The sequence below is a fragment of the Methylomonas sp. MgM2 genome, from assembly GCF_054172045.1.
In genome coordinates, this window is sequence record NZ_JBSYXO010000014.1 from 69,035 (window position 1) to 85,126 (window position 16,092).

13 protein-coding genes are annotated in these 16,092 nt (G+C 51.4%); 5 read left to right on the plus strand and 8 right to left on the minus strand.

Annotated elements, in window-relative coordinates:
* Positions 1-46: 46 nt before the first annotated feature.
* Complete coding sequence (locus ACW73I_RS12305) at positions 47-1,408, minus strand: SLC13 family permease (RefSeq protein WP_458029671.1); 1,362 nt, start codon at positions 1,406-1,408, stop codon at positions 47-49.
* Between the two features lie 353 nt (positions 1,409-1,761).
* Between ACW73I_RS12305 and ACW73I_RS12310 the strand changes: the two genes are divergently transcribed.
* Positions 1,762-2,892, plus strand: a complete 1,131-nt coding sequence (locus tag ACW73I_RS12310) for an aminotransferase class V-fold PLP-dependent enzyme (RefSeq protein ID WP_458029672.1) — start codon at positions 1,762-1,764, stop codon at positions 2,890-2,892.
* Between the two features lie 111 nt (positions 2,893-3,003).
* Here ACW73I_RS12310 and ACW73I_RS12315 read toward each other — a convergent pair whose 3' ends face one another.
* The 3 genes from ACW73I_RS12315 to ACW73I_RS12325 form a co-directional block, all read right to left on the minus strand.
* Positions 3,004-3,624, minus strand: coding sequence for a metal-dependent hydrolase (locus tag ACW73I_RS12315; protein WP_458029673.1), 621 nt, complete (start codon positions 3,622-3,624; stop codon positions 3,004-3,006).
* Between the two features lie 425 nt (positions 3,625-4,049).
* Positions 4,050-5,453 carry a DUF6513 domain-containing protein gene (locus ACW73I_RS12320; RefSeq protein WP_458029674.1) on the minus strand — a complete coding sequence of 468 codons (1,404 nt, stop codon included), beginning with the start codon at positions 5,451-5,453 and terminating at the stop codon, positions 4,050-4,052.
* Positions 5,450-5,989 carry a flavoprotein gene (locus ACW73I_RS12325; protein WP_458029675.1) on the minus strand — a complete coding sequence of 180 codons (540 nt, stop codon included), beginning with the start codon at positions 5,987-5,989 and terminating at the stop codon, positions 5,450-5,452. Before ACW73I_RS12325 ends, ACW73I_RS12320 begins: the two co-directional genes overlap by 4 nt.
* A 165-nt stretch (positions 5,990-6,154) precedes the next feature.
* On the opposite strand from ACW73I_RS12325, the gene ACW73I_RS12330 reads away from it, so the two are divergent.
* Both ACW73I_RS12330 and ACW73I_RS12335 read left to right on the plus strand, forming a co-directional pair.
* Positions 6,155-7,804, plus strand: coding sequence for a MinD/ParA family protein (locus ACW73I_RS12330; RefSeq protein WP_458029676.1), 1,650 nt, complete (start codon positions 6,155-6,157; stop codon positions 7,802-7,804).
* 77 nt (positions 7,805-7,881) lie between these two features.
* Positions 7,882-10,482, plus strand: a complete 2,601-nt coding sequence (locus tag ACW73I_RS12335) for a bifunctional diguanylate cyclase/phosphodiesterase (protein WP_458029677.1) — start codon at positions 7,882-7,884, stop codon at positions 10,480-10,482.
* A 107-nt stretch (positions 10,483-10,589) separates the two neighbouring features.
* Here ACW73I_RS12335 and ACW73I_RS12340 read toward each other — a convergent pair whose 3' ends face one another.
* Complete coding sequence (locus ACW73I_RS12340) at positions 10,590-11,429, minus strand: transporter (RefSeq protein ID WP_458029678.1); 840 nt, start codon at positions 11,427-11,429, stop codon at positions 10,590-10,592.
* A 163-nt stretch (positions 11,430-11,592) separates the two neighbouring features.
* Here ACW73I_RS12340 and ACW73I_RS12345 point away from each other — a divergent pair, with 163 nt between their 5' ends.
* Complete coding sequence (locus ACW73I_RS12345; protein WP_458029679.1) at positions 11,593-11,766, plus strand: hypothetical protein; 174 nt, start codon at positions 11,593-11,595, stop codon at positions 11,764-11,766.
* Positions 11,767-11,776: 10 nt separating this feature from the next.
* On the opposite strand, the gene ACW73I_RS12350 is transcribed toward ACW73I_RS12345, so the two are convergent.
* The 3 genes from ACW73I_RS12350 to ACW73I_RS12360 all read right to left on the minus strand — a co-directional run bounded on the left by ACW73I_RS12350 (position 11,777) and on the right by ACW73I_RS12360 (position 14,359).
* Positions 11,777-12,289: a hypothetical protein gene (locus ACW73I_RS12350; protein WP_458029680.1), complete on the minus strand. Its 513-nt coding sequence runs from the start codon at positions 12,287-12,289 to the stop codon at positions 11,777-11,779.
* A 43-nt stretch (positions 12,290-12,332) separates the two neighbouring features.
* Positions 12,333-13,478 (minus strand): calcium/proton exchanger, encoded by a 1,146-nt coding sequence (gene cax, locus ACW73I_RS12355; protein WP_458029681.1) that lies wholly within the window; start codon positions 13,476-13,478, stop codon positions 12,333-12,335.
* A gap of 131 nt (positions 13,479-13,609) precedes the next feature.
* Positions 13,610-14,359 (minus strand): hypothetical protein, encoded by a 750-nt coding sequence (locus tag ACW73I_RS12360; RefSeq protein WP_458029682.1) that lies wholly within the window; start codon positions 14,357-14,359, stop codon positions 13,610-13,612.
* 549 nt (positions 14,360-14,908) lie between these two features.
* Between ACW73I_RS12360 and ACW73I_RS12365 the strand changes: the two genes are divergently transcribed.
* Positions 14,909-15,346 carry a hypothetical protein gene (locus tag ACW73I_RS12365; RefSeq protein ID WP_458029683.1) on the plus strand — a complete coding sequence of 146 codons (438 nt, stop codon included), beginning with the start codon at positions 14,909-14,911 and terminating at the stop codon, positions 15,344-15,346.
* The last annotated feature ends 746 nt before the right edge of the window (positions 15,347-16,092 follow it).

Genomic DNA, 16,092 nt, shown 5'->3' on the forward strand with positions numbered 1-16,092 from the left:
TAACCGCCCTATCGGCGGTCGAATTGCGAGGAATAACCGCCGTTGGCTATTCGTTTAAAAAAGGCGTACTGAAGAAACCGAAAAACATCCACATGACGGCGGACGAGGTCAGCAGGCTAAGCAGCATTGCCGGCGTACCCTTACGAAACCAAAGCCCCGGTGTGATGCGCAGACTTTCGTCGCCGGTATCCTTTGCCAGTCGTTCCGAAAGGGTTACGATGAATACATTGGCCGTCGATCCCAAGTGAGTACCGTTGCCTCCCATGCCCACGCCTATCGCTAACGACCACCATAAGGGCGTGACATTGATTCCTTGCTGCTCCATACCCAAGATGATAGGCACCATCGCCGCGGTGAAAGGTATGTTGTCTATCATGGCCGAAAGTATGGCCGCCATCCACATCAGAACGATGGAAGCGAGCAATAGATCCGATTCCACGAACGGGCGGATATATTGTCCCAGGTACTCCAGGAAATGACTCTGCTCCACGCCGCCGACCACTACGAATAGCGAAACAAAGAACATCAATAAGGTCATCTCCACGTCCTCGAAAGACTTATCCATATCGACTTGACGTCCAATGAAGACCAACACCGTCACGCCTGTGGCGGCGACGAACCAAGGATCCCAATCGAGTGCGTGGTGAAAAACAAATAAAACGACCATGACTGCCAGCACCGCCACTGCGGCATACCAAGTCTGCGGATCGATTATCTCGCCTTGCCCGGAGAAATCCGAACGTTCGGGCGTCACCGCCAGTTCCTCGCTAAACAACCATTTTTGCGCGACTAGGATCACCGACCAGGCGACCAATACGATGCCGCCCATATGTATCAAAAAGGTGTTGAAATCGATTCGAGCGGCCGACCCTATCATTAAGTTGGGCGGATCGCCTACCAGCGTGGCCACGCCGCCCGTATCGGACAACAAGGCCGCCGCCAAAAGATAGGGCACAGGGCTAACCTTGAGCGCTTGGCAAATCAGCACGATTAAAGGCCCGAAGATCACCACCGTGGTCACGTTGTCCAATAACAGGGAAATGACGGTCACCGCCGTTCCCAACATCGCCAGCAACAGAAACAGCCGGCCGCGGCTAAGGTCCGCAATGCGATAGGCCAAGGCTTGAAAGCCGCCTGTCGGAATCATGATCGCGACTATCGTCATCATGCCGCCGAGCAAAAACACCACGTTCCAGTCTATGGCTTCCACTGCCAATTTCGGACTGTAAAAGCCGTAATATTGGCCGAAGATCACCATTAGACCGGCTCCGCCCATAGCAAACTTGGTACGGTGAAAACCGTGCACGCCTTCAGTGAAAATGCCTATGAACGTCACGATCAGAATAACCGCGGAAACCGCCATCGGCGTGTTCCAAATCAAGGTTTCAGTTATAACATGCGTATCCATATTTCTGATTTCCTCGGAATACTAAACTCGTCATGAGCGCCATAGTACCAAGAACGGCGCCGCCGTCCCACCGCCCTGACCGGTTTGAATCCGATGAATCGGCCGATTGCAGCCACTTCAAAACACCATTGGCGTCTATCGATTCGGCAATTGCCTGTTTTATGCGAACAAGCTCGGCCTGATGAAAATCAAACGCATAATCTTGTCGGAAACGCCACAATCATTCGATCATATCGAATAAAATCATTAGCTTAGCGTTTGGTATGCGTCTTGCTTTTAGATTTGCAAATTTTAATAAGCCAAATATATCGAATAACCGAAATTTTTATTGAAACAAAACACTAGGAAAATTTATGGCAGCGTTGCTACCCGACATAGACCCCGACGGCTTACTTGAATATTCGGTCGTATTCACCGATCGTTCCTTGAATCATATGTCGCGAAGCTTTCAGAATATCATGCGGGATATTTCTTCGACGCTGAAAAAAGTTTATCGAGCCGAAGCCGTCGCCATCGTCCCGGGCGGCGGCACCTTCGGCATGGAAGCCGTGGCGCGGCAATTGGCCAATGATCGGAAATGTCTGATCATCCGCAACGGCTGGTTCAGCTACCGGTGGACCCAAATTTTGGAAATGGGGCATATCGCCACCGATAGCATCGTCTTGAAGGCGCGTCCGGTCGCTGGCGGTTATCAGCAAGCCTACATGCCTGTACCCGTCGACGAAGCGGTTTCCACGATCCTTACGGAAAAACCGGCGCTGGTGTTTGCACCGCATGTGGAAACCTCCTCGGGCATGATGCTGCCGGATCAATACATCAGAAGCCTGGCCGGCGCCGTGCACGAAGTCGGCGGTTTAATGGTCTTGGATTGCATCGCATCCGGCGCGATTTGGGTGGATATGAAAGCCTGCGGCGTGGACGTACTGATCAGCGCGCCGCAAAAAGGCTGGAGCGCGTCGCCCTGTAGTGCATTGGTGATGATGAACGCAACGGCGAAAGCAAGGGTGGAAGCAAGCACCGGCACTAGTTTCGCCGCGGACTTAAAAAAATGGCTCAACATCATGCAAGCTTATGAAAACGGCGGCCACGCCTATCATGCGACGATGCCGACCGACGCATTGGCGAAATTCCATCAAGCGATGCAAGAAACCGAAGCCTATGGCTTCGAACGCATCCGGGACGAACAAGTCGTTTTAGGCGAAAAAATACGCGCGCTGCTGGCCGACAAGGGCTTTAAAAGCGTGGCCGCCGAGGGTTTCGAAGCGCCGGGCGTCATCGTTTGTTTTACGGACGATCCTGAAATCCACAATGGCAAGAAGTTTCTGGAACAAGGCCTGCAAATCGCCGCCGGCGTTCCCTTGCAATGCGATGAAGGTGAAGATTTCAAAACATTCCGCTTGGGCTTGTTCGGCCTGGATAAAGTGCAGGATATTGAGCGGACGCTGAAAAATCTGGAGACCGCTCTGGAGGCGATAGGGCATTGAAAGGCGAAAAGAATGCTCGGCGGTTTCCGCCGGCAAGATACCGATACCGGGCGATTTCGCCGGCCGAAATCAATCGTCACGGCGAATCGACTGCCGTAGTTCGGCCTTTATTCATGCCGGTTTAGCGCGCTTGGCCTCCCGTATCCGCCAGGCCGACGCCGGATTGAAAAATCGGGTCTTGGTTTTTCCCGTGTGCGTTTGGTTCAGTGCCGCCTTGCGCCGCAGCAAGCGGAAACACATGATAATGATCAGGCATGGAATCCATATCCACATGATTTCCGCCGCAACTACCGCCAAACCTTCCAGGCCGATCATCTGAGTCAGCTCGGTGGGCACCGCTGGTATGGGGCGCCAGGGAAGCAAGAATCGTTCGTTGCTGAACGGGCTTAAAAAAGCGACGCCGATGCCGCCATGAGTGGCCGCATCAAGCAGGCCATGCGACATGGCCGAAAGCGATATGACGCCAAAAACCATCGATTTGGAAGGTCCCAACTTGCGCCAGACACCCAGCGAAGTCAAGGCAAGCGCCAAGCCAAAGACCGGCGAATGCAGGAAACCGCGATGGCCCATGGCATGTTCGAAGGGTATCCCGAAAGCCGCGCCGACGATATCCAAATCGGGAATGACCGAAGCCGCTACTGCGGCCTTCAAGAGCCTGTTTGGAACTTTTCGTTTTCCGGCCACGTTGGCGATAGCAATGGGAACCGCGGTATGTGAAATGAAAGTAGGCATTGGGTCTCTCCTATCGAACGAATGAATTCAAACCGTTTCAACACATCCCTCAGCAATGTCGGACCCCGCAAAATTGCAGCGGCGGCCTCTGAACGGAAAATTTTTATTTAGGATATCGTCCAAAAAAACTTCCCGATATGGCAATAGCCACTGGGGACGTACCGAGTGAGGATGTCGGCAGCAAGGACGCTGCCGTCAAGCTCCCATGGAAGGGTTCACGGCGTTCCTCATTCGGTATGCCCCAGGGTTCGCGCCGGCAAAACGGGAAGTTGTTTTTGGCCAAATCTCTACGTGGATAATAACGCGATAACGTTATCCATGTGACCAATTCGGCCTCCAATCTCTCGGTTACCGAACCGGATATGCCGCTTTACTTTGACGGATTCGTTTTTTCTCAATTTACAGCTTTGGCGCAGGTCCGGATTTTACTCGTGACGTTTTTTCAAGGTGGTCCCCGCCGGTTTGAAGGCGTGCAAGTCGGCTTCCGCTTCCATGCCTTGGGCCGCGCAGCCCCAAGTGAGCTGTTGATCCTGCGTAAAGCGTTTGCCCAATTGCCACGCTATTTGCGCTCGGCCCAGTTCCACACCCAGATAAAAAGCATGGCCGCCGTCGGTTTCAACCCCCAATTTCGGATACAGGTCGAACGGATCTTGAGCGGAATGAAAGCCGTCTCGGTTGAATATATGCAATCCCTCGCGGCTGGTTTGAATCCGATAGCTGGGATCCTTGATTTCGGCTGCGATGGCTTGGATTTCCTCCAAGCGGTAAGGGAAGGGCACCGTATCGTGCACCGTCATTAAATCGGCCGAAATATGTTTGGGAAGACAGTTGGATTCTTTAGCGGCATGCATGATGCGGCGGGCGCGGTCGGCTTCTTTGATCGCGCGGCAAGCATGTCCGCTGACTTCGGTCGCCAAGATATGGTTGACGTTCAGTTCGGAACAAATGCCCAACAGCAAGGCATTCATGCCGCAAGTGTCCGCATGCGTCAATTCGGTCAGATTGCCGACCCCCATCATCATCTCGATATCCGGATAACGCCGGCGGAACTGATAGTTGCGCACGATGGATTCGGTAAAGCCGAAATGAATCGGGTCGAGGATGGGGTCGACAATGAAATCCTTGTTTTTCCGTTGCAAAATGTCTATGGCCGCGTCCAAGGTGCTCAGGTCGCCGTGCGCTTGCGGAATCAAGATCGGCGTGGTCTCGACTTCGTCGGCTATCCACAGGCTTTTTTCGGTCAGACTCAACATATAATCGGCCCCGGCCTTGCCGCCGGCCAGTAAATCCTTATCTTCCAGGGAATCGATGCTGACGGTAAAGCCTTCCTGTTTCAGGCTGCGGATACAATCCGCAAGATGCGGGAACGGCGTGCCGGGCAGGCAGCCGATATCGATGACATCGGCGCCATTGCTTTTATAATAATAGGCTCGTCGCACGACTTCATCGACATCGATATTAGGCGCGTCTACGATTTCGGCAAAAATTTTGATTTGATACCGGCTAAGATCGTAATGATGAGCGGCCTGGCCGAAATAGAGCGGTAAGTCCTTGACCTCTTCCGGGCCGCGTTCGACCGGCACACCCAGATGTTGCGACAGGGCCTCGATGTCGCCCCGGCATCGGCCCGGAATCAGAATACGAGTAGCGCCTTCCGTATCTTTCAGGCGGCGGGCGATCATGTCGGTGGTCATCAATGCGGCCACTTTGACGCCCATTTCCTTGACTTTGTAATAGAAGTCAGGCTCCATGCCGGCCAGAATTTGGCGTAATTGCTTCTCGGCCAATTTGCCGGTCAAAAACAGAATGCGCTCGGGTTCGGTGTTCATCTTAACGATTTTAGACGGCGAGTCACCGCCTCTTTAAGTTGTTCTACACTTTCCACGACTTGGGTGTACGGGAAGGCGCGGATTTTATCGGTTGCTTCCAAATCAATCGGACGCGGATAAACCATGACTTTCTTGTTGCCGGGGGCGGTGGTCTCGATCTCGGGAGCGATATCGCACGGATAAACGATGCTGGGTACGCGGCACTTTCCGGCTTGCGAGTAGAGGTTGGTAACCAGCGAGTCGGCGATGCCGAGTACGCATTTGGCTATGGTGTTGGACGTGGCCGGCGCCATCACGAAGGTATGGTAGTGGCCCATGTAAAACTTGCCAACCGGAGGTGCGGAAGCCGCTTTGTCGCGGTAAATCGGCAGTCTACCTCTAATTTCCGTCAGCGGAATGCCGTACATTTTCAAGACCTCCTCGCCGGCTTGGCTGAGGTATAAATCGACATCGCCGAGCGTAAGCAGGAATTCAACGCATTCTTCGATATAATGGCCGGAGCCTGTAATGGCCCAAGCCAGTCGCGGTGGCTTCATGTTTTTTCAAGGTTGAGCATAAGGGCCGAGCATTATACCTGAGCCGACGCAGCAATCGGCGAACAGGAATATGGCCCGACCTGATTCCAGGCATAATCGGATCGGTTCGGTCGAGAATTGCATTAACATTCTGCGGCATCATAATCCAATAATTATAATGAGGCTATGCACGCACCAAGCGATAACGGGCAATCCGGAACATTTGAGAAAAGAACGGCACATGTGATGGCGTTTACCAGCGGTAAAGGCGGAGTCGGTAAGACTTGCATAAGCGCCAATGTCGCAACCGCCATGGCAAAAAAAGGCGCTAAGGTGTGCATATTCGACGCGGATACCGGTTTGGCAAATATCAATATCCTGTTGGACTTGAGGCCGAACTATACGTTGGAACATCTGCTGAACGGAGAAAAGTCCGTACACGATATTGTGATCAAGACCGATCAGGGTGTCGCCGTCGTGCCAGGCGCTTCGGGGGTGGCGGAATTGGCCAATATGGATACCGGTAAGGTTAGACGCTTGTGCGACGCATTGGCCGAACTGGAAGCCGAATACGATTATTTTTTGATCGATACCGCCGCCGGCGTGGCCGAAGGCGTACTGCAATTTATAGACTCCGCGCCGTCCACCTTTGTGATAATCACACCGGAGCCCACTTCATTGACCGACGCGTTTTCGCTGTTGAAGCTTCTGGATAGCCGAAAATACGCGGGTTGTTTACGTGTGATCGTCAACTTGGCAAAGGATTATCCGCACGCAACGGAAACCTATCGGCGTTTTGCCGCTGCCGTCGATAAATATCTGGCATTAAAGGTCGAGTACGGCGGTTTTGTCGCGCGTGACGAGGCCTTTCCCAAATCGGTCGTGCGACAAGGCCCTATCGTCGAATTGGCCGCTAATGCGCCGGCAAGCCGCTGTTTATGGGCCATTGCGGATAATGTATTGAAACATATCGGTGCCGAACATAGCGAAGCGGGGCTGGCGGACTATTGGAAGAATTTTCTAGTCGACGACGCCGAGGCCGGTCTCGAAGCCGGGGCTGAATTAATGCCGGCAGATGAGCTAACAACGAACCCTATGGAAGCCGAAATCAACCAAAGGCCGCCTGTGACTAAATGCGAGCAATCGCTTGATCAGCTCGTTCATCAATTATTGACGGCTGTAAAAAACCAGGCGCCCGAACGAGTCGCACTCGAAACGTTTACTACCGATTTCATGGACGCTTTTATCGAGCAATTCGGTAACTTTCCTCAGGTGTTTCGGAAGTTGATGTTTCGGTGGCTGGAGTCGGAAAACTATGCGGCGCCCAGGTTGCAAGAACTGGTCGCCACCATGGAAGCGCTGTATATCGCTAAGCATCAACAGCCCATGCAGAGCCTGGAAAATAGTGTGGCTCGCCTGGTCGTTCAGTGTCAGAATTCGGACACCCAGATGCGCGAACTGGTCGATCAGCTACGTTCGGCATATCGGCAAGCATTCAGGAAGGACGTCTTCGATGTCAGGCAAGAACTGTTGGACGGCATTCGCAAAGACGACTTCAGCGAGGAGGATTTCCAGAACTTGCTGGAATCGTTGAGTCAGGCTTTTGAAAGCCGGTTTAAACGGCCTTATCAAGGGCAAAGCGATCTTTTACTGGAATCGACTGCGGAAACGCTGGCGGCGATGGCGGACGACGAAAAAACCTTGCAAGCGCGAATTGATTCAATAGCCCAAGATTTTCAACAATTGAAGGCGCGGCGCGAAGCCTTGTTATCGGCAATCACGCACAGCCAGCATAATAATTTGTCATTCAACTCCAAGGCGGCGGTTCGAGATTGATCGCCTTTTGATCGGATGAACGAATCAATGATCTCCGTCGCAAAGATTAAATTGTTTCTCCAATTACAGTCCCCGCCATGAAAATCGAATCAATTTATAGTTGGAGAGACATCGTCAACATGACTGCGCTAGGCATAGCGTATCTGTTGACGGCTCATATCGTCATGAGCGGTTTTCGTTCCAACGAGCTAGTCGCGCCAATTTGGCCGCCGGCCGGACTCGCTTTGGCATCTTTGCTTATCGGCGGCATGCGTCTTTGGCCCGGCATTACGGCAGGCGCCTTTTTGTCGAACTACCTCATCGGCAAACCCTTCTGGGCAACGATTTCCTTCGTATTTGGGGATACGCTGGAGCCTCTGATCGCCATCTACTTACTGAACCGGCAATGTAAAGATTGCAGCGTCGACCAAATTGCAAACATGTGCCGGCCCGGTGATTACCGGCGGATCGGGGCGGCAGCGGTGATTGCGGTGATTATCAGTGGCCTTGTCATTTCAATGGGGCTGTTTTTTTCCGGCGAACTGAAACCCAATACCTTGCTCGTAAACATGCTCCGCATATGGATCACGAATTTGACGGGAATAGTCTGTCTTTCGCCATTCATGCTGATTTGGAGAATGTTGCCTAAGGGCTGGTTCGATAGAGGCAGGGCCATCGAAACAATCTTATTTATGGGTTTAGCCGTTTTGTTCGGCCAGATCATTTTTTTGGGTTGGTTACATCAATGGGTCGGTCATATCGCGCGCGGTTATTGGGTTTTGATTTTCATTTTTTGGGGGGCGGTTCGTTTCGGCGTTCACGGCATGGTGTTGTACCTGCTCTTGACGGCTGTTCAAGCCATGGTCGGGGCTGCGCTTGAGGTCGGTTTTTTCGGCAACGACATACGCGAATCCGGCTTGATTAATCTGCAGTTTGCCTTAATGCTGATCTCCATCGTAGGGCTGCTGTTGGCACTCGTGATTAACGAGTTGAGGCAATCTCAAGCCGACATGAAATTATCATCTTTGGTTTATCAAAACAGCGGCGAAGCCATGATGGTTACCGACGACCTTAATCGAATCATCAGCGTTAATCCCGCGTTTACCGAAATAACGGGATACAGGCCTGAAGACGTCGTTGGAAAAAATCCGAAAATCCTCGCTTCGAATACCCATGGCAAGGCTTTTTTTCAAACCATGTGGGAATCGGTCAACAAAACCGGGTGTTGGCGCGGCGAGATTCGCAATCGGCGCAAGAACGGCGAAGCGTACACGGAATTGCTCAATATCAACAGCGTTTATAATTCGGACGGCACATTAAAATACAGAGTCGGCTTATTCAGCGACATATCCGAGCGCAAGAAAAACGAGGAATTGATCTGGAAGCAGGCAAATTTCGATGCATTAACCGAGCTGCCTAATCGCTGGCGGATCACCGGCGAGCTGGACATCGCGCTCAAAAGATGCGAAATCCAAGGCGGGAAATTGGCGATAATTCTGATCGATCTCGATGACTTTAAGGCAATCAACGAAACTCACAACCATGCTTTTGGCGACCAACTGCTGCGGGAAATCGCGATGAGAATCTGCCAGTGTGTGCCGGAATCCTATAAAGTCGGACGTTTAGGGGGCGATGAATTCGTGGTCGTGTCCGACATGATGGCCGACATGGGCGACATCGAGACCGTCGCCAATCGAATTTTAGGAAAGCTGGAGCGCCTATATCAGATCGACGATGAGATCGTCTATGCTTCGGCCAGTATAGGAATTACCGAATATCCGAAGGATGCCACGGACGTCGACACCATGCTCAAACGTGCCGACCAGGCGATGTATGCGGCCAAGCGCCAGGGCAGAAACCGTATGAGCTATTATTCGCCGGTCATGCAAAAAGCGGTCGATGATCGAATGCGGTTGGCGATCGATTTGCGCTCCGCCCTGCCGGCACAGCAACTGTCCGTGTATTATCAACCGATAGTACATTTAGCGAGCGGTAACATTAGTAAGGCGGAAGCCCTGCTGCGCTGGCAGCATCCAACTCTCGGCATGGTTAGTCCGGCGGCATTTATTCCCGTGGCGGAAGAAACGGGTCTGATCTCCGAGATCGGCGATTGGGTGTTTCGGCAAGCCGCCGCACAGACGGCCATGCTCCAAACCGGATTCGATCCGGAATTCCAGATTAGCGTTAACAAATCGCCTATCCAATTCAAATCCAATCCGAACGGCTGTGCCCAATGGGTGGAATATTTGCATAAGCAGGGCTTAAGCGGCCATAGCATAGTCGTCGAGATTACCGAAGGCCTGTTGATGGAGGCCAAGGAAGACACTAGCCTCCTTCTTTTTATGCTCAGGGATCATGGGATGCAAGTGGCGCTCGATGATTTCGGTACAGGCTATTCTTCGTTAGCCTACCTGAAAAAATTCGATATCGATTACATTAAAATCGATCAATCGTTTGTTCGTAATCTAAGTAAGGACTCCAACGATTTCGTGTTATGCGAAGCCATGATCGTCATGGCGCACAAGTTAGGATTGAGCGTCATCGCGGAAGGCGTGGAAACGGAGGGTCAGAGAAATTTGTTGCATGAAATCGGCTGCGATTACGGGCAAGGCTATTTTTTTTCCAGGCCGGTGCCGGCCGAAGACTTTATCGAGTTGATTGCTAAAAAGCGTGCATCGAAAAATCAAGCATTCGGTTAGGCGGGGGGCTCGATCATTCTGCATTCTCATGTCGCGCCCCGTTGTCACGCATAGCCAAATCGCGCCGCCCGAAGCCGGAATCGGATTACCGTGCTTTGTTCAGCGGCTTAAAAAGCGACCACAAATCCGACATTGCTGATCACGGATGGTGTCGCCTTTGTGGTGCCGGCGCTGACCTGTCCGTAAAACCCGAAACGGTGATGGGGTGTCCAGACAAATCCGCCTCCGACGGCATTTTGGATGACGGTAGTGGGTTGGTAGTAGCCATGTACGAATACCGCGAAATCTTTGTTGAAAAGGTCGCGCTGGAAGGCCCACTCGAACAGAAAAGCCCAAAGATTATTATCGTTAGAGCCCTGAAACCTGGTGCCGCTGACGCTATATCCGAAGTCTATATCATAAGGCAGGGACTGGTCGAAATTGAGGGTCAGTGACGGTTGTGTTCCGGCGTTGAGCGAGGAGCTTCCAAGCAGTTCAGTTTGTACGCTGGCCTCAAAGCCAACGGCGGGCAGATAATAATCTTGCTGCTCCGGCCACAATAAAATTTTCGTGTCGAAGCCGATCGGCGCTAACTGCACTGAAGAGTTTCCGCCTTCCGACCAACTAAGACCGTTGCCGAATAAGCGCAACTCAATGTCGTCAGTGACCCCGTAGCGTAACAGGTATTCGGTATTATATTGTCCGGGAGTGCCTTGGGCTTTACCGGAATATGTGTAGGGAGAAACTTCCACATAGGCGCGCCCCTCCGGTAGCGTAAACGGGCTGTTGGGGAAATTTGCCGAATCCGCTCCTGGGTTGGCGGCGTTGGGGCTTTTGCGCCAGCGTTCAATATTCTCCGGCAGTCGAGCCCGAGAGCGGTTAAAACGTCCTTTAAAAAACTCCTCCATTTCGAGTTCGCCCATCTCTTTTCCATAGGTATCAAATTCCTTACTTTCCGGAAAATCCATGGCCGAAGGCAGTTGCACCGAAGCGTCTTTGTTTTTAGCCGCATTCAGGATAGCCCGGCCGAGCAGGCGGCCGTAGGCGCGGAACGGTGCGTATGATTCCTGAGGGGGTAATTTGTATAGGTTTGGGGCATCCGGTTTTGGGCTCGATGGCGTTTCGGCGTCGATGTCCGATGAAACGTTTTTTGTCGGTGATTTCGGCTTGGCTGATATTGCGCATCCGCTCATGCATAATAAAATCAGCACGGCAAGGCCGATTTGGATGGCGCATGCCGCGCGTTGTGCAGCGATAGTCGTCGGAACGGGATGGTTGGAGGACATGCTCAAATTCGCGGAATAGGGTTTCAGGCTTATTTGATCAGTGGAATTTCTTCGGCAATTCCGGCTTCAACGAACGCGTGAATATTATTCTCGATCTGGTAATAGCGCGCCAGCTTTTTGATCGGCAAAACTTTTTCGAATTTCTCGAAATAAATTTTCCATAGTCGACCGCGCTGTTCTTCGAGGTTGATATACTCAAGCAGAAGCTTTTTGGCCTCGGCATCGGTCATTTGGTCGTAATTCTCGCCAAATTCGCTAATGATGCGGGTTCGATGATTCCGAGCGGCCGCAATTTCGTGCTCCAGTTGATCGTAGATCGGCCAAAAGCTTTTCGCTTCCGTATCCGATAATTGCAGATTCTCCGCGATGATCCGGCGCCGTTCTTTGTTGAAGCGCGCCGTAAGCGCGGTCATGTCGTCTTGGGTCGGTTCCCGTGCTTCGATCGGGCCGGCTAGCGCAGCCAAAAACAAAAAAATCGCCACCCTGACGATGTCGCTCATGCCTTTCTTGGATTGAGCAATAATCCGTAACTGATTAGCCATAATTTTAGGGTACGTCGTCGACAAACCGGTTTCGATATATTATTTATCCAGCCGATGCCGGGTCGACAGGCAAATAGAAAAAACCCACCGCCAACATCAGATAGACGGCGAGCAACATCATGCCTTCGATCCAAGTGGAGCGGCCGTCCGCGGTCAGATTTCTTATTACAACCACGGTCAACACCATCGAAACGACTTCAAATGAAGTGAACAGAAGATCCATATGCTCGCCTAACAGTGGCGCGCTGAAGATCAGGAACGGAACCGCAAACAAGATCATTTGAATGCTGGATCCAATCGAGGCTTCTATAGCGAGATCCATCTTGTTATTGCGGGCAAATCGAGTGGCGCTGATCACTTCGCCCACGCCACCGGCTCCGGCGAGAAGAATGATACCGCTGAATATGGGCGTCAAGCCGAGCTGTTCGCTGGTAGGCTCCAACGCGTCGGTTACCACCTCGCTCATTACGGCTAAAACCAGCGTGGATAACGTTAGCACCCAGATCGATTTGTTCAACGACCATTCAGCCGAATGCTCGGCGGCTTGCGTGTGCTGTTCGGCTGCTTTGTTTTGCACTGCGCCGACAGGCGTTGCGGATTTTTGAAACAAAGCGCGCCCAAGATTGGCTACGTACAGAATCAGAAGAATGCCGGAAATCTCCCAGCTTAATTCTTGTTCGACTCTGGGGGACGAGATATGAAACAGCGCGGGGATCACCAAGCCGAACGCGCATAGCGTAAGCAGCCCGGCATTGATCTGTATGGCTTCTTCATTAAACCTCTGGGTGCCGTGTTTAATGCCGCCTAAAAACATGGCCAGACCGAGACCGAACAGGAGTTCGACTAAGATAGATCCGGTAATGGATGCCTTGACCACATCCCCCAGTCCTTTGTTTAAGGCGAACATCGCGATAATGATTTCGGGCGCGTTATTAAGCGTTGCGTTAAGCAAACCGCCGATGGTCGGCCCCAAATAGACCGCCAGGGACTCGGTCGCTTCACCCATTAGTTCCGCGAGCGGATAGATGGCGACTAGAGATACGGCAAATACCAGAGTCGGATTCGCATCGAACCAGCGCAGCAGGAGCGCGATGGGGATCGCCAGCAATAGCCAAGTACGAATGGAAATAGAAGATAAGGCTGCGCCGTTTCCGTTGCCAGCTGACGTTTGCTTATCGAATGTCGCCATTGTTCATCTCCTGAGAAGGTAATTTTCGTTGTCTTAAATATTGAATTTGCGATGCGTCATCAATTCGCTCGAATGAATCTTCGTAAATGATGTTCCATGAATTCCGGTTTTTTGATGACAGGTGGTGCTCGTTAAATTTCGGAAACACGCAGAACGCTCAACTGTCGTAGATCGATGTAGTCTTCAAAGTATGGGCTGGTATTGATGATGATGCCGCCGGCCAAGGTTATATATTCGCACTCGAATTGGCTTTTCTGGGCGCGTATATAACGATTCATAAAGTCGTTAATAATCGAATAGGTAATTTCGGTGGCAGCCCGTAAGGGATTTTCCGCCGTTAGAATTTGCGTCCGGAACGGAAGGAGTCGCCGCTCCAAGGTCATTTGTTCCGTATCGTCGTCGTTGTGCGGAGGAATATAATCAGGCGAAGACTGAAAATGTTTTAAGGCGAGCGACAGGGCGCCGCATGCGGCCGATTCCTTATGTTGTCCGGGACGGAATAACTTTCCCAGTTCTCCGCGGTCCGAAATGCCGATGTGGGGTCCAAAAGCGAATAATACCGAGCCGCCCTCCGGCACATGATGGGCGACAGTCAGCAGCCCGGTAATGCCGGAATAGGGGAGGCCGGCCAATCCCCCCATCGAAAAAGGCCCCAGAAAATGCTTTTTAAGTTTTTTCTCCGACTTAATCGAGGGGATATCCGACTCGTGCAAAGGGATGATGTCGTCCGCACACACGGAATTAGCCAACAGCACTTTGGATAAGTCGATCCGTTCATGCTGCTTTAGCACGCCCCATAGTTTTTCGATAAATTCGCTCTCGGTCGTGGCATTCGGATAGTGTTTTTTAATTAGCGGCTCAATTGACGAGGGCGTGGTCATTCAGTGACTCCAAAATTAATGACATGAGCGTTCGGTTCATCGTTACCGTGGTTAACACGTATTTTCGGCGCGCAAAGTCCGATATTTCAAGTTCAGTGGCAAAATGCGATGGCTAGCGATTTACCGCCTGCGCTGTCCGGAACCTTATGAGGTTTTTTCATCTCAGGATACATTGCAATTCTGCGGTATCTTGGTTAAGCCGCGGTCTTGACTGACTCAAGCAGTCCGGCTCGGATGAATATAACATCCGCGTAGGATTACTACTAGCGCAAATTTGGAAGGCTTTAATCACATTTCATCTAATGATCACTCGAAATTCAACAGTCGTTTTAATTTGGTGCCGAAACATACAGGCCGATGTTAACGTGCCAGTAGCCTAGGTTTGCATTCATCGAAAAGAGCCGTACTTTAAGGCGAGTTTTTTGTCCGGAGTTCGCTTCGACCGGGAAAGCTGGAGTTTACAGTGCTGGGCTTTTGCTCGTAAAATGTTCCGCTCATGCCGAGAAATTAGATGCTGAGTTTAGCGGTATTTTAATGGTTTAGGGGGTCATGTCCATTTCCAATGGGGCGTTATGTTTCAGGACGCTGTTTGGTATATGTTATCGGACCTCTCCTAAAAAAGGAGCGAGCGAAGTGACTACAAAGACGGGTGCAAACGAAAAAGGCGATCCATTAAAGTCTGTGGCGGATGCCGTCAGAGATGCCGCTAATTCGGCAAAAGAAGATGCTTCCCAAGCCAAAGAAAAACTTTTGGAACTAGGTGCGGGCGGCGATGATTCGCTGTCGCGATTTGCCTATACGGGTTCATACTTACTCTCATATGGCGTCGTTTACGCAACGGTTTTTGCAGCTAAATCGTTACCGCAAGACAATCCGATTGTGGAAGGTTTTATCGATGGCGCGCGTGCTGCAGTCGAAGCCGTGAACGAGAAGAAGAACGTGAACAAAGAGCAGGCTGAGGAAAACGCACAAACCAGCGTATCTTGATTGGCATTACGGATGCATGGCGGCCGGCGATCTATTCTTCCGGCCAATAAGGTTGAATCAACAGGCAGTGAAAATAAGGAATTGTGGGACGATTCTTCACGATATTGAATCGTTTCGCCGGATTAGCATACGGGTTTTGCTTCGGTTAAAATAAAAATAGTTATAAGTTGAAGGGCTAATGAATGGAGAGTTTTGAGTTTTTTTTGGACGGTAACGGTCAAAGTATAGCGACGACAAAACCGACTTTTACCGGCGGGGTGAGCGTCGATTGTACCGCTTGGATCGAAGAGCCCGATGCCACGTTTAATATTGTCGTTACGTCGACCGCCGGCACTAAAGTCGTATTTTCGAATGTAAAGGCCAAGCAGGAATTAAACTTTAAGTTAAAAACGAACTGGAATAAACGTACAACGGCTACTGTCGTGTGTACCGCGGACGTGGCAAATATCCGCGGACTGGGAAAAATTAAATATAGGCTTTGATGCTCAACCGGCCTAGCATCGGCCTGCTTATTGCTGTCCGAGGTTCGGCAAGTCAGGGTATTCCGCATCCGGCCATCCCGTCTATTTTCGGCCTACCGTTCCTACGGTTCGATCCTTCGATCGATTGGCTATGTTAGGAATTTTCCGGTGAGGCGCTAACAGTTGCTTTACTTATTCTCGGTATACCGTGCCAAGTTTGAAATGCTCAAACGAGATCTGCAAACGCGTAAAAATTCTCCGCCTCGTTATACGGATCTGCTTAAT

Bases quoted from the DNA above. Each gene is read 5' to 3' on its own strand.
- ACW73I_RS12365 (WP_458029683.1), top strand. From the start codon at position 14,909: ATGTCCATTTCCAATGGGGCGTTATGTTTCAGGACGCTGTTTGGTATA.
- ACW73I_RS12360 (WP_458029682.1), bottom strand. From the start codon at position 14,359: ATGACCACGCCCTCGTCAATTGAGCCGCTAATTAAAAAACACTATCCG.
- ACW73I_RS12345 (WP_458029679.1), top strand. From the start codon at position 11,593: ATGTCCGATGAAACGTTTTTTGTCGGTGATTTCGGCTTGGCTGATATT.
- ACW73I_RS12325 (WP_458029675.1), bottom strand. From the start codon at position 5,989: ATGAAGCCACCGCGACTGGCTTGGGCCATTACAGGCTCCGGCCATTAT.
- ACW73I_RS12340 (WP_458029678.1), bottom strand. From the start codon at position 11,429: ATGGATTTTCCGGAAAGTAAGGAATTTGATACCTATGGAAAAGAGATG.
- ACW73I_RS12335 (WP_458029677.1), top strand. From the start codon at position 7,882: ATGAAAATCGAATCAATTTATAGTTGGAGAGACATCGTCAACATGACT.
- ACW73I_RS12330 (WP_458029676.1), top strand. From the start codon at position 6,155: ATGCACGCACCAAGCGATAACGGGCAATCCGGAACATTTGAGAAAAGA.
- ACW73I_RS12320 (WP_458029674.1), bottom strand. From the start codon at position 5,453: ATGAACACCGAACCCGAGCGCATTCTGTTTTTGACCGGCAAATTGGCC.
- ACW73I_RS12350 (WP_458029680.1), bottom strand. From the start codon at position 12,289: ATGGCTAATCAGTTACGGATTATTGCTCAATCCAAGAAAGGCATGAGC.
- ACW73I_RS12315 (WP_458029673.1), bottom strand. From the start codon at position 3,624: ATGCCTACTTTCATTTCACATACCGCGGTTCCCATTGCTATCGCCAAC.
- ACW73I_RS12310 (WP_458029672.1), top strand. From the start codon at position 1,762: ATGGCAGCGTTGCTACCCGACATAGACCCCGACGGCTTACTTGAATAT.
- ACW73I_RS12305 (WP_458029671.1), bottom strand. From the start codon at position 1,408: ATGGATACGCATGTTATAACTGAAACCTTGATTTGGAACACGCCGATG.
- cax (WP_458029681.1), bottom strand. From the start codon at position 13,478: ATGGCGACATTCGATAAGCAAACGTCAGCTGGCAACGGAAACGGCGCA.